Consider the following 12,951-nt stretch of genomic DNA (forward strand, 5'->3'; position numbering starts at 1 on the left):
AATTGAAATCAGCTAATTACAAAGGAGCGATTGTATGAACATTATTTTTCATGGACAAAGCTGTGTTGAGATTCGATTAAAGGAGCATACGCTCATTATTGATCCCTTCTTGAACCATAACCCTCTAGCCGCTGCAAAACCGGAAGATATTAAGGCCGATTACATCTTCGTCACACATGGTCATGCGGATCATTTAGGTGATTCACTAGAGATTGCAAAGCGCAACGAAGCCACTATTATTGCACCCAATGATTTGGGGAGGTACTTGTCTTTCCAAGGGGCAAAAACCCACGGAATGGGGATCGGCGGCGAATATCAGTTTCCTTTTGGTAAAGTGAAAATGACATTGGCGCTGCACGATTCTTCCTATAACCCTCCTGGGACTACGGAAAATATTTATACAGGAATGGCTAGCGGTTTCCTCATAACAGTAGAGGGGAAAACGATATACCATTCAGGCGACACGGGCCTTTTTGGAGATATGCAATTGCTGGGCAAATTAAATGCAATCGATCTTGCCTTCCTTCCCATTGGTGACAACTATACGATGGGCCCCCGCGACGCTGTTATCGCTGCTCAATTTTTACAAGCAAAAATGGTCGTTCCGATGCACTACAACACATTTCCTCTCATTAAGCAGGATCCGACGGCTTTTGTTGAGAGTTTGGCAGCTGAGGGAATAAAGGGTGTTGTCGTAGAACCTGGTCAAAGTCTATCATTCTAAAATGAATTCTTTTCGTGCAATCATTAGAGGGAATTCTTGAGAACGTCATTGTGATCGACTATCCAATCGTGAAGTGATCGATAAACAGGGGGAAAACCGAGTGAAACTGGCCTTTATTTCGGATATACATGGGAATGCAATCGCTCTGGAAGCCGTTCTGGAGGATATAAGGAAGAATCAGATTGACCGCGTATATGTTCTGGGTGATCTTTGCTACCGTGGACCGGATCCCAAACGATCTCTTGCATTGGTCAGATCTTTACATACGCAGGTCATTAAAGGAAACGCAGATGAATGGGTTGTGCGGGGCGTACATCAGGGAGAAGTCCCGGAGCAGGTCATCGAAATGATGAGGGTGGAACGGGAGTGGACGGTTGCGCAATTGGATGAGCAGGATATCGAATATTTGGCAAGTCTGCCCACTGAAATGAATCTTGAGATAGAAGGTATCTCTATTCATGCGTTCCATGCGACGCCAGATAGCCTGTTCGAAGTTGTTCTTCCTGGCGCTGACGATGAGGTGCTGAAGTCTAAGCTTATGTCCGCGTCGGATGTGGATATCTTCATTTATGCTCATATCCACAGGCCATTCATCCGTTATATGGAAGGTAAAATACTGATGAATATCGGAAGCGTAGGCCTGCCTTTTGATGGTATGCCTAAAGCTGCTTATGCCATTGTAGAAATTGAAAATGGACAAATCCGAACATCGATTGAACGTGTGCCATTTCGGATTGAAGACGTGGTCAAGCAATATGAAGAAGTCCACTACCCGAACGCAGAAATGATGACAAGAATTGTTCGAAACGGCCTTGTAAAATAAGATGAATCATTGATCGTCAGATTTATATTTATTCGTTTGACGGTCTTTCCAAAACAAAACGGTCAACATACGCTCGACCCATTCTTTATCTTCAGTCGTAAGTACAAAACCATCAAACATGAGCTCATTCTCACGGAGAAAACGCCGCAAATTAACGGGATTGCTTTGAAATTGCTGTTCAGACGGAGAGGACTCCAGATATCCTGCGATATCCATTAGTTCGGAATAGGAAGTGTTAAGCCCTTCTGACAGCTTCATTAAAACTTCCGGTGAAGGTATGCCGCGGTTACCGTTCTCTAGTTGGGAAATATAAGCGGCTGAGACTCCTGAACGGTCGGCAAGCTCTCGGATGGTGAAACCTTTTAATTTGCGCATATCTTTTAATTTATCGTAGAAATACATAGACTCTCACTCACCCCCACTAACAAAAGTAAACATTAGTAAACGATATAATCGTAACAGTTTACTAAAGTAATTACAATCGGAGCAATGAATAAAATTGTTCCACATTAGGTTACTTATGTAAACGAAAATGGTTGCATAAGTAAAATTTAATGGTATAATGTTACAAGGGGAACAAAATGAGAACGGGGGGTCTATGGCAGAATAATGAATATAAAGATCTTGGCGAAGACCGATGTTTTTATTAAAGCGAGAGTCATTAAAGGTTATTCCCAACGAGAGTTGGCGAAGCACTCGGGTTTAAGTCATGCTTATATCAGTCTGCTTGAACGATCGATTAAATCAGTGGGTCCATCTACAGCTAAGAAATTGAGTGATTTGCTAGATAAGGATTTAGAAGAGTTGTTTCTGATTGAGATGTAGTTTAAATGGAGTAAGTAACAGCCATCCACGATGCGTGCGATGGCTTGTTTTTTATTATAGGAGATGTGAAAACATCAGACTCAGGGGATGGAAACTTTTATTACTTTTATCCGGACCAACTCGTTCACTTCATACGTTAATGTATATTTAAATTTTAAAAGTTAAAAATACAGGAATGGCTTATATAACCATTGGAGGTCGAGGATGGAATTATCTAAATTAAAGCGGATTATTGTTATGCTTAGTATTGTAACACTTGCAATCTCAATTGCTGGCTGTAAACCAGAAACTAAGGGGAAGGAAAAAGGTACTAAAAGTTCATCTGATGATTCAGAGAAACAGAAAGATAAACAAGAAGCAAAAAAGACGGATGAGGAAGTTAAAAAATAAATGGTAATGATGAAAATAAAGAAGAAGGAGATAAGAAAAAACCAAAGATGAGCAAAAATAAAAGCCAGGGGATCTTTCCCTCAGGCTTTAACTTTGTCCGGTGCAATTTATAGGTTTAGGACAGTATTCGCATTTTGAATATCAGTTTGAATCTGTTGTTTAATATTAAATGGATTGTACCAACCTTTAGACATCATGAAATTTGAGAGTTGTTCATGACTAGAAACAGCCATGTCAAATTGTTGTTTTAATAAAGTTCTAACTTGTGGAGTGGCTGCTTCAGACAAAGCAGTTGCAATATCTTTAATACTTGCTTTTGCTGTTATAAGCATATCACTGGCTATCGTTTGATCGGTTAAAGTTTGTTGTATTGTAGCAGTTGTCATTAAAATTCTCCTTTCTTTTAAAAATTTAGAGTGTCATGTTAGCCACTTGTGAAAGTACTCCCTGAATACCTTTTACCGCTTGTGTGGAATTTTGAATATCTTGTTGAATCAATGCTTTTAACTGAGGATCTTGAACTAATTTTTCTCTTGCTTTTGCTTCTGTTAGACATACAGTTTTAGCAGAAAGCAATTCATGTAATTCCAACGCTTCGTGAATAGCTAAACTTTGTTGAGACATTTTTACTTCACCCCCAATCCCTTGGTTATTGTGACCCAATCTCATCTTGTTATTCAATTGAAGTAAGTACATTGGGTTAGTCTGCCACCCTAATCGTATCGGAGTTTTAACCTGGTACCGTAATCCGGTATGGGAAAGTGTCAGGTAGACAGTTCGACTAGGGCGGTCGCCTCCAAAATGTAACGAAGGCGTTTAAAGGTTCCTTCAGAATGTTATGTCATACAAATAAGGTTGAATGCACATATTAATTCATAGGTATACCGGTGGTTGATCAAACTTATTCGTGAATATAAAATCAAGTTCTGAGGTGTGGCGATGCAGCAAGAAAATTGTGATATATCTCCGATGAAAGAACAGTTGAAGCAACAATTGCGCCACATTTCCGCTGAAATAGAGTGTAGCTTGGATACCTTAGATAGTGATGAAAATAACTGTCTCTTAAGTCGATTTAACGAAATTCGCGAAGCCTTCAAACAAGTCGAATCCACAGCTGCTTCCTTCTATTTGCAATGTTATTTATCCTCATTCACAAGCCATTATTTAGACTTGTCCATTTGCATTCAGCATTTGTCAGAACGAAGGCATGGTGCTTTGATTGTGATCCAGAGGAATGATCTGCTGGATATGTTTATGCACTCTGGCATCAGATTGGAAGCAACGTTGACTTACTCGTTATTGGAAACTATCTTTTACCCAGGCAACCCGCTGCATGATGGAGCCTTATTGATTCAATCCGATCGAATCGTTTCGGCTGCGAACGTTTTGCCAGTATCTAATATTATGGTTGAAAAGAAAATGGGGACACGACACCGTGCCGCGATAGGTTTGACAGAACGAACTGATGCTCTTGTGCTCGTCGTTTCAGAGGAAACCGGCAATGCTTCCTTTGCCTACAAGGGAATCCTGCACCCCATTCATTCTTTGGACCCAATGATTTAGCCGATCATAGAGCGTTAGATTCAAAGCACTCTTTTTTGATAAAAAAAATGCTCTACCAAGAAAACAGATTGAGGGAAATTCAATCCGAGCTGCCACGCTCCAACTCCTCTAAGCCTATAATCGACAACGGTTTGAAATTTGGCTGCACGGGCTCGCGCATCTTCAAACCATACAAAGTGTCTCTTGCCGTTCTCGTCCCAATATGAAAAATAAGGTTGTTGGTACTGAATGGAATATTGAATCGGCACTTCATACTTCATAGCTGTTTCGGTAGCTGATGTAACGGAAACAGCTTTCGCTCTGAGTACGGTTCCATTGTCCATCGTCCAGTCATATCCATATCTGGGTACCCCAAGAATAATTTTGTTCCGAGGTATGCGCTGCACGGCATAATCGAGAGTTTTGCGTATCTCATCGATTGGGGCGACAGGTCCAGGACCAGAATGCGTTTCATGCCAATCATAGGCCATTATGAAAACGAAATCTACGACAGCACCGATCCCTCCGTAATCATAACCAGGATAATCACTATCGCTTTTTTTTACATGAAGGGCGACCGATGTCAAGAATCCCTCCGGATTCAAACGATCGTTCAATAAGCGTAAAAAACCGGTATACAAGTCCCTTTCCCCTGCACGAATCTGCTCAAAATCAATATTAACGCCAGCATAATTTTTTGTTTTCACTAAATTATAAATATTGTTAATTAAACGGTTCCTTAATTCAGGAGAGTTAAGTACTTGTCTTGTCACATTGGGACTGAACCCTTCCGGAGTTAAATTTGTAATTGTCGCCAGTGGAGCAACTCTATGTTTCCGCGAAGCTCTTACGGCTAATTCATCGTTGTTTAGAGTGCTCAAGTTCCCTTCCTCGGTAATGTGATATTCAAAAATGCCAAAGTAGGCATTGTAAGGAGAAAAGGCACGGGTCGTCATTTCAATTTGTTCAGGCGTAGCAGGAATGAAATAACTTAAGCCTTCTTCCGGATATTTGGGTCTCACCGGCAGATTCAGCTTCATGCCTACGGATAATACATCGCTTTGAAGCCCGTTAGCCTTACGCAAGGTATCCATTTGTACCAAACTCATCTGGGATATCGTATATAACGAATTTCCGGGCTGAACGATATAGAAAGTTGCTGGAATGATCAAAGCTTGACCAGGAACCAGTGACGGATCAAACACGCCGTTAACATCGCGAATTTTATCGAGGGGAAATTGAAATTTTGAAGCAATAGAAAAAAGAGAATCACCACTTTTTACGGTATAAATAAACATATGAAAGTCATTCCCCCCAGCAGAGCAAAGATACTTCCTTCCAATCATATTCATAGGCAGGCCTGTTTCAGAACAGCTGCACTTTGCTAACGGAGGGCAATTCGAGGAGAACCGCAGCCCACACTTCCCGAAAAATATGGCATATCATAATTTTAATTTGTTTGGAAAATTCAATGAAACTGAAATGATGATGTGAGGTGAAATCATTGCAAAAAATGACAAAGACTCCAAGTAAGATTAAAAAGGTGATAGCTAGAAAACCAAAGTCTAATCAAATGCGGGGGGATATATGGGATCAATACACACTAAAACATTTAATGCAAAGGAAACCTAAAATCATATATAAAGGTAAAAGCCGTTTTCAAAATATTGTCTTGCTCGAAGCGAAAGATGTACGGTTGTATTTGGATAAGCAGCTGCAATTCAGTTCATTGGATGAACGCTTTTATCATGAGGCACTTGTTCACCCGGCAATGACGATGTCACCTGGACGACGTAATGTTTTGATATTAGGCGGAGGCGATGGATTCGCAGTAAGAGAAGTGCTCAAATACAAGGATGTAAAAACGGTTGATTTGGTTGAGTTGGATCCCAAAATCATTAAAATAGCCAAAAGAAAGCCCATATCTACATTAAATCACCGATCATTATTTGATAAGCGCGTGAATGTCCATCAAAAGGATGCCAATTTATTTTTCCCTGCCACTAAATCCTATCAGGTGATTATCGTTGATTTTCCCGATCCATCAGACAAAGTGATAAGTAAGCTGTACACAAAAGAGTTTTTTCAACGTGTAGTAAAATCGCTTGCTCCAGGCGGTATTATTGTCATCCAATCCAATTCGACCGAAGATATGCCGCGTGTCTATTGGAGCATTCATCATACATTGAGAAGCATAGGCATGAAGACGAAAAGCTACTTTGTTTATGTCCCTTCTTTCGGAGATTGGGGCTTCCAGATCGCTTCGTTTAAAAACTTTGTCCCTGGCAGAAAGAAGGTGCCTGTCCCCAACCAAACACTCCCCAAAAACATCGCAACATTGTTCAAATTGCCATCAGAAGTTCTTGAATCAAAAAATGAAGCCTTACCAAATAGCTTGAAAAACCTGAGGTTATTTAAATATTATCATCTTGATCAGAAAGAATCTGTAGGGGGTTAAGGAAAAGTTAGAGGGCTATGGGATAGTCCTCTTTGTGTCTTTTCATATTAGGGTTGGCCTGACGTCCTTTTAAACTGATAGGGGGTCAATCCCACGTGTTTCTTGAACATTTGGCAAAAATAAGAGAAGTTCCCCAGACCCACGGCCAATCCGATTCCCTGGATAGAGATATCGCTTGTTTTAAGCAATAAACAGGCTTGACGAATGCGTCTAGCAGTCAAATATTCGGTAATGCTGCTGCCTACGATTTGCTTAAAAACCGCGGATATGTGATTTGGCGATAAATGGATGGCCTGTGCGAGTTGATTAAGCTCAAATGGCTCCATGTAATGGATTTCGATCCACTCCATGACCTTCTCAGCAATAGAGGAGGACTTTACTTTGGAATTGCGTTCCGTAGATAAGTTGTAACCGGCTAATGGGTAGGAAGCTTTCAAATGATGCATCAAGTTGGTCAAGAAGAATAATTGCTCTTCGAGCAATTGTTCTGGTTTGGCATGCTCAATTGTATGTTGGTGCGATTGGAGTAAGTTATGCAGAGCCTCCGTGTCTAATCCGCTTATCATTTGAATAGTTAGGGGGTCTTTCCAAAGCTTCTGGAAAAATTCACGTGTAGAAGGGAATGCCGCCATACAGCCATCAAGCACATCTGGTTCGAATACGAAAAATGATCGAATGTATGCTTGATGAGCTCCTTCGTTCATGCGTATCCGATGAAGCTGAAAGGGTCTGAAGTAAAAGAGCATACCCGGAGCCAGATCGAAAATTTGTTGTTCCACAATGACTGTACCAGTGCCTTCGTGGACGATAAGGATTTCCATGCCTTGATGTGCGTGATAGATTTCCGCGAATTCATTTGTCCGATTTCGATAAAATTGAAGATGTGCCGGGTGTTGATTCAGGTTCAAGTAATTCATTACCTTCATACTCAGAATGACTCCCATCTTCTCTATTCTGTTAAATCATAATACAACAACATTTTAACATAAGAGCACTACACTCTGTTCGATTGATTTTTGCTATAATGAGGGCAAGAATTTCGGTGGGAGTCATAGACAATCAAAGGAGCGAATCGAATGGAGAACAAGACAACGATTCAAGCTGACAAGTGGAAGAACGCGGCAAGCATGAAGGAAGCACTGCCCCTCGTATGGGAGGCGCTGCAGGTTAAAGTAGATCGAATGATCGAGCAGCTTGGAGATAAATCTCCGCATGTCGCTAAGGAAAACGGTGTCTATGATGACATGCGGCACGACTGGTGGACCTCCGGCTTTTGGCCAGGCATCCTGTGGATTATGCACGAAATGACCGGCAAGGAGCATTACAAAAAAGCGGCTTGGAGCTGGGACGAGAAGTTTGAAAAGAAGATGGTCGAGGCTAACAACTATCATCATGATGTCGGCTTTCAATTCCTGCCGACGGCGGTTATCAAATACAAGCTGACAGGCGATCAGGACGGTAAGCGCCGGGGGCTGTTTGCGGCAAACTTCTTAACCGGACGCTTCAATCTGGCTGGTCAATTCCTGAGAGCATGGAATCAAGAAAAAATCGGTTGGTCTATCGTAGATTCGTCTATGAACTTGTCTATCTTGTTTTGGGCTGCACAAGAGTCTGCTGATCCAAGGTTCGAGCATATAGGGAAGGCACATGCAGATACGGTGGTGGAACACTTTATCCGAGAAGACGGATCTGTGAATCACATTCTTAGCTTTGACCCTAGGTCGGGTGAACTCATCGAATCTCTTGGCGGGCAGGGGGCAGGACCTCAATCTTCCTGGAGCCGCGGGCAAGCCTGGGCGCTGCATGGCATGGCCAACACTTACCGTTACACAGGGGATACCAAATATCTCCATGCAGCTAGACGCGTTGCACACTATTTCCTTGCATGCTTGCCTGAGGATTATGTAGCGCATTGGGATTTCCGAGCAGACGAATCCTTGGAATGTCTCCCGCGCGACACGTCTGCGGCAACATGCGCTGCATCTGGTTTGCTTGAGCTGGCTGATGCACTCCCAGCGGTTGAGGGCGCCCTCTATCGACGGGCAGCGGAACGGATCCTGCTATCCTTGACCCAGAACTATGCGACATGGGATCAACCGGAGCACGAGGCAATCCTGCTTGGCGGAACGGGCAACTTCCCCGCTGGACAGAACATCGATGTTTCCTTGATCTATGGAGATTATTATTATGTTGAAGCCATCGCGAAGCTGTTAGGCTGGAAAAATCGTATTTTCTAGCAGCATTGGCCTGTGATTAGCTAATTTCATTATGAATTAGTGAGTCATAGGCCAATTTCTTTCTGCAGGGAGGAGCCTGATGATGGGAATCTTAAAGTTAAACAAGGAACAATGGAACGATTATTTTGATAAGAACAAAATTCTCCATGATGCGGAGGAGTCGCTTCACGCCCCGATGTTACATATAACAGATCATATTGCTCCTGGAAGTCCTGGGGGCTTGCATGATTATTATTCGAATGGCGACTACTGGTGGCCGAATCCGGATACGGAGGACGGACTGCCGTATATTCGCCGAGATGGCGAAAGTAATCCAGGTAATTTCGATCATCACCGGAGCACCCTGCGGCTAATGAGATCGCATGTAGTAAGGTTGGCTTCGGCTTATCGGATCACAGAGGACGAGCGGTATGCGGCAAAAGCGATACAGCTTTTGAAGGGGTTTTTCTTGGATGAACAGACCCGAATGAATCCGCATCTGCTGTATGCCCAAGCGATTCCTGGCATATGTGAGGGAAGAGGAATCGGGATTATTGATACGCTTCACTTGATCGACGTTACGGTTGCTTTTGAAGCTTTACAAAGGGCATTGCGTGTGGAGGAATCTATAAGGCTGGGCCTTATAGATTGGTTCTCCAGTTACTTGAATTGGATGAGCACGCATCCTCAAGGCATTGAGGAAAGGGACGCATCCAATAATCATGGGATCTGCTGGTTCGTGCAAGCAGCTGCATTTGGACGGATGACCGGAAATCAAGAGATGCTTGGCTTTTGCCGAGAACAATTCAAGACCCGTCTGCTGGCTGAGCAAATGGATCAGAACGGCAGCTTACCGAGGGAACTTACGCGAACTAAGCCTTATGCCTATTCCATCTTTGCACTGGATAATCTGGTCACTCTCTGCCACATCCTATCGACTCCGAGTGATAACCTATGGGATTATCAACTCCCCGACGGAAGGGGAATCCGAAAGGGAATCGATTTTTTGACGCCATATTTGATGAATAAAGCTGAATGGCCTTACAAGGATGATGTGGAGTGCTTTGAGGACTGGCCTGTTGGGATATCGTTTTTATTATTCGCGGGGCTTGTTTACGAATCTGATGATTTGCTGAAGCTGTGGCACGAGCTGGATAAAAGCCCTGTGAGTTTGGAGGTGCGCAGAAATATGGCCATCCGACAACCGCTGCTTTGGTTGTAAGAATATGGAGGCAAGGTCGTAAAGGGATGTCTGCTAACTCTGGACACTCCCTTTTTTACGTTTACACCTATATTTGAATATCCAGATTAGGTAATGAGGGTTTGTAGTTTCGATTTTAAAGATGAATTTACGATTATGAAGATTTATTATCTTCATGATTTATTTAAAATTGAGGGAAAGTGCGCACTCGACGACAATGAAAGGAGTTTAAAGGGTTAAAAGGATTGTTCGATTCGAAAATGATGCCAAGTTAAGAGGAGGATATTTTAATGGGAAAAGGAAAAAAAGCAGGCATTCTACTAGAATTGTTGCGGAACATAGATGCCTTATTTTGCTCGAAAATGCGTAATTCACGGTTTCGCGGAACAAGGATCCTCTATTTCTTACTTTCGAGGCATAAAAACCAGTAAACGTCAAAATAACGGCCCCACGTTCCGCTTACCGGCCTGTATCGGCATAATCATCGAAATAGAGGCTCCTCGTTCCCTCCGATCATCAAATTAGCAGCTTATATGCTTGATGAACGACTATAAAAGGCGGAGTAATCAGGTTTCCTTCTAGAACTTGATAATGTTGGAAAATCCAAGTAGAGTTGAAGGGCAGGAGTTGAAAGTAGGGGGTTGTTTGATTTGAAAAAATTGGGTATTGCACTACTGATCGTCTCTGCGATTGCACTTTTGTCGGCATTTACGATTCCATTCTTCATTCATACCGGAAGTGAGATGGCTGGTTGGATCGCGGGTCTTCTTATCGTTAGCGAGATTGCGTTCTGGACAGGCGGCATCATTCTTGGTAAAGAAGTAGCACGAAAATATAGACGGTATCTAAATCCTAAAAACTGGTCGCGAAAACAGAATAAGTCAAGTAATGATGGAGATTAAAAGAATAGATATAACCACGAAAATTTAGTTTTTTTCTTATTTTCAGGTATACTATAACCTGCAGATGAAGAAGGGGTGGTCCAATGTTTACAATGACAAGCTATACCGTGGAATTGGTGAAAGATCCATTTGGGATTTTAACGGGGCAGCGCTATGAATTTCTCATTGATATTGAAGTTGAGGAAGATGACGAACTATACTCGGAAAGCGGATTATATATCAGAGCTATCTATAACGTTGAAGAGGTAAAGTCTGGAATTATGAAATATGAGCTTTTCGAGAAAACGACGCAGCTCTATTTGGATTTTGATTTAGAGGATGATGAAGTTGCCGCAGTAGAAGCGTTTTGTAAAGAGCATTTTCATGAAGGAAATGAATAAGTAAGTGAACCGCCATTCGAGATGCTTGCATCCTGGATGGTTTTTTAAATTAATGGAGCAAAAAGTGCGAAAGAATGCAGGGATATTCTGGGGTTTATTGAATTGAATTATGAGGCGCTCCACGTTCCCAAGCGGATATTGTTTTAAAATCCGCAAAATTCCTGATAGCGTATGAGGAGGAAGAGCTAGGATGCTTTATGATTTAAAGGGTGAAGCAAATATGTCAACTATTGTGGGAATGCTATATTCCGCTGTAAAAGAGAATAGTCAAAGACTACGATTAATATCTGATGGCATGTCGCAAGAAGAAGTAGATTACAAGGGACCTAATAACAATTTTAATAGTACCGCTCAGTTAATAAAACATATCATGTACGTTGATCTGAATTGGGTTTATAGAATAAAAGGACAACCAATTCCTGAGTCATTAAAAGCGGAATATGGTCCCATGATAGATGAAAATTATAGGCTTCCGATGGTAAAAGGGATGCCTTTGAACACACTGATGTCAAAATATGAAAGTGTAATAAAAATGTTGAAAGATTCATGTGAACAATTAACTGATGTTGATCTAGATAAAGTTGTCACTTTTGGACATGAAAATGAAAAGCAAGCTACCATCCGTTGGGGCCTATGGCATATGGCAGACCATAGCCGCTATCATCAAGCTCAAATCAATCAACTTAGAAGGATGTATATTGATTATTTTCTGTCAAATTAATGAAGCGAGGAGAGATATCTTTGAATACTCAAGAATTCAAAGCCTATATTAAAGAACTTTTCGATCCCTTACTTCAGGAATTTAATGAAGATGATGAATATGGATTCTATAACTTTAATCTAAATAATTATATGAGTGTAGATTACCATCATGATGCATGAATTTTCTTTGCGGAATGAAAGAAAAAAGTAATAACTTCATCGCGGCCGGCCTATCGGCCTTAAGTCGGTGAGGGTTCAAGAACACTAGAATAACGTTAACGGAAATCGACTAAAGACATTGAGTAACTAAAAATTATAAGGGAGCAATGACAAAGATGAAAATCGAAATAACAAAAGAACAATATCGTAAATTAATTGAAATGCTTTTTTTAGGCGATTGGTTGATGAACTCACATCGCACAGGAGCTAAGGGGGACGAAATTAAAACTGACTATAAAGAACTTGAACAACATATTTTATCGTATGCCAAGGAGTTTCAATTAGGACAGTTAGTGATGGAAGAAGCAGGAGAGTACTTTACAACAATGAAATTTGAAGAAAATTTAATGCCCGTAATTGAAGAGTACGACGAATATACTTTCTGGGAACAATTATCACAACAATTAGCCGAGAGAGACATAAGAAAAGAAATAGGATTAATAAAGAAACTGAAAGAAGAACACATCGAGAGAAAGTATCAAATTGAAGAGACTTATCAAGAAGAATTTGAAAAGAATGGATTAAAGAATTTAGTATTAAACAAACAAGTAAATAAGAAGTAATAATTT

18 protein-coding genes are annotated in these 12,951 nt (G+C 41.3%); 13 read left to right on the forward strand and 5 right to left on the reverse strand.

Annotated features, from left to right (window positions below):
• Positions 1–34 precede the first annotated feature (34 nt).
• Together ASG93_RS00740 and ASG93_RS00745 are read left to right on the forward strand one after the other, a co-directional pair.
• Complete coding sequence (locus ASG93_RS00740; RefSeq protein ID WP_056827845.1) at positions 35–724, forward strand: metal-dependent hydrolase; 690 nt, start codon at positions 35–37, stop codon at positions 722–724.
• Between the two features lie 100 nt (positions 725–824).
• Positions 825–1,547, forward strand: coding sequence for a metallophosphoesterase family protein (locus ASG93_RS00745; protein WP_056827847.1), 723 nt, complete (start codon positions 825–827; stop codon positions 1,545–1,547).
• 6 nt (positions 1,548–1,553) lie between these two features.
• On the opposite strand, the gene ASG93_RS00750 is transcribed toward ASG93_RS00745, so the two are convergent.
• Positions 1,554–1,949 (reverse strand): helix-turn-helix domain-containing protein, encoded by a 396-nt coding sequence (locus tag ASG93_RS00750; protein ID WP_056827849.1) that lies wholly within the window; start codon positions 1,947–1,949, stop codon positions 1,554–1,556.
• A gap of 207 nt (positions 1,950–2,156) precedes the next feature.
• Between ASG93_RS00750 and ASG93_RS00755 the strand changes: the two genes are divergently transcribed.
• Positions 2,157–2,372: a helix-turn-helix domain-containing protein gene (locus ASG93_RS00755; protein WP_216625547.1), complete on the forward strand. Its 216-nt coding sequence runs from the start codon at positions 2,157–2,159 to the stop codon at positions 2,370–2,372.
• Positions 2,373–2,576: 204 nt separating this feature from the next.
• Positions 2,577–2,762 carry a hypothetical protein gene (locus tag ASG93_RS00760; RefSeq protein WP_056827851.1) on the forward strand — a complete coding sequence of 62 codons (186 nt, stop codon included), beginning with the start codon at positions 2,577–2,579 and terminating at the stop codon, positions 2,760–2,762.
• Positions 2,763–2,869: 107 nt separating this feature from the next.
• On the opposite strand, the gene ASG93_RS00765 is transcribed toward ASG93_RS00760, so the two are convergent.
• Together ASG93_RS00765 and ASG93_RS00770 are read right to left on the reverse strand one after the other, a co-directional pair.
• Positions 2,870–3,148 carry a spore coat protein gene (locus ASG93_RS00765; RefSeq protein ID WP_056827853.1) on the reverse strand — a complete coding sequence of 93 codons (279 nt, stop codon included), beginning with the start codon at positions 3,146–3,148 and terminating at the stop codon, positions 2,870–2,872.
• A gap of 25 nt (positions 3,149–3,173) precedes the next feature.
• Positions 3,174–3,458, reverse strand: a complete 285-nt coding sequence (locus ASG93_RS00770; protein ID WP_235550688.1) for a spore coat protein — start codon at positions 3,456–3,458, stop codon at positions 3,174–3,176.
• A 243-nt stretch (positions 3,459–3,701) separates the two neighbouring features.
• Between ASG93_RS00770 and cdaS the strand changes: the two genes are divergently transcribed.
• Positions 3,702–4,325: a sporulation-specific diadenylate cyclase CdaS gene (gene cdaS / locus ASG93_RS00775; RefSeq protein WP_056827855.1), complete on the forward strand. Its 624-nt coding sequence runs from the start codon at positions 3,702–3,704 to the stop codon at positions 4,323–4,325.
• 20 nt (positions 4,326–4,345) lie between these two features.
• Here cdaS and ASG93_RS00780 read toward each other — a convergent pair whose 3' ends face one another.
• Positions 4,346–5,602, reverse strand: coding sequence for a glycosyl hydrolase family 18 protein (locus tag ASG93_RS00780; RefSeq protein WP_056827857.1), 1,257 nt, complete (start codon positions 5,600–5,602; stop codon positions 4,346–4,348).
• A 215-nt stretch (positions 5,603–5,817) separates the two neighbouring features.
• On the opposite strand from ASG93_RS00780, the gene ASG93_RS00785 reads away from it, so the two are divergent.
• On the forward strand, positions 5,818–6,762 hold the full coding sequence (locus ASG93_RS00785) for a fused MFS/spermidine synthase (protein WP_235550720.1): 945 nt from the start codon (positions 5,818–5,820) through the stop codon (positions 6,760–6,762).
• A 47-nt stretch (positions 6,763–6,809) separates the two neighbouring features.
• Here the strand turns inward: ASG93_RS00785 and ASG93_RS00790 are convergent, their stop codons facing one another.
• On the reverse strand, positions 6,810–7,688 hold the full coding sequence (locus tag ASG93_RS00790) for an AraC family transcriptional regulator (RefSeq protein WP_056827862.1): 879 nt from the start codon (positions 7,686–7,688) through the stop codon (positions 6,810–6,812).
• 201 nt (positions 7,689–7,889) lie between these two features.
• Here ASG93_RS00790 and ASG93_RS00795 point away from each other — a divergent pair, with 201 nt between their 5' ends.
• The 7 genes from ASG93_RS00795 to ASG93_RS00820 all read left to right on the forward strand — a co-directional run bounded on the left by ASG93_RS00795 (position 7,890) and on the right by ASG93_RS00820 (position 12,945).
• Entirely contained in the window at positions 7,890–8,999 is a 1,110-nt protein-coding gene (locus ASG93_RS00795; protein WP_082614690.1) for a glycoside hydrolase family 88 protein, read from the forward strand.
• A gap of 79 nt (positions 9,000–9,078) precedes the next feature.
• Complete coding sequence (locus ASG93_RS00800) at positions 9,079–10,200, forward strand: alginate lyase family protein (protein ID WP_235550689.1); 1,122 nt, start codon at positions 9,079–9,081, stop codon at positions 10,198–10,200.
• Between the two features lie 629 nt (positions 10,201–10,829).
• Positions 10,830–11,081 carry a transporter suffix domain-containing protein gene (locus ASG93_RS00805; RefSeq protein WP_056827868.1) on the forward strand — a complete coding sequence of 84 codons (252 nt, stop codon included), beginning with the start codon at positions 10,830–10,832 and terminating at the stop codon, positions 11,079–11,081.
• An 83-nt stretch (positions 11,082–11,164) separates the two neighbouring features.
• Positions 11,165–11,461, forward strand: a complete 297-nt coding sequence (locus ASG93_RS00810; protein WP_056827871.1) for a DUF6509 family protein — start codon at positions 11,165–11,167, stop codon at positions 11,459–11,461.
• Between the two features lie 190 nt (positions 11,462–11,651).
• On the forward strand, positions 11,652–12,182 hold the full coding sequence (locus ASG93_RS00815) for a DinB family protein (protein WP_056827873.1): 531 nt from the start codon (positions 11,652–11,654) through the stop codon (positions 12,180–12,182).
• 20 nt (positions 12,183–12,202) lie between these two features.
• On the forward strand, positions 12,203–12,343 hold the full coding sequence (locus ASG93_RS34725) for a hypothetical protein (RefSeq protein WP_156410748.1): 141 nt from the start codon (positions 12,203–12,205) through the stop codon (positions 12,341–12,343).
• 155 nt (positions 12,344–12,498) lie between these two features.
• A complete protein-coding gene (locus tag ASG93_RS00820) occupies positions 12,499–12,945 on the forward strand; it encodes a hypothetical protein (protein WP_056827874.1) in 447 nt (148 codons plus the stop codon).
• Positions 12,946–12,951 lie beyond the last annotated feature (6 nt).

The sequence above is a fragment of the Paenibacillus sp. Soil787 genome (genome assembly GCF_001429545.1).
Classification (GTDB): domain Bacteria; phylum Bacillota; class Bacilli; order Paenibacillales; family NBRC-103111; genus Paenibacillus_E.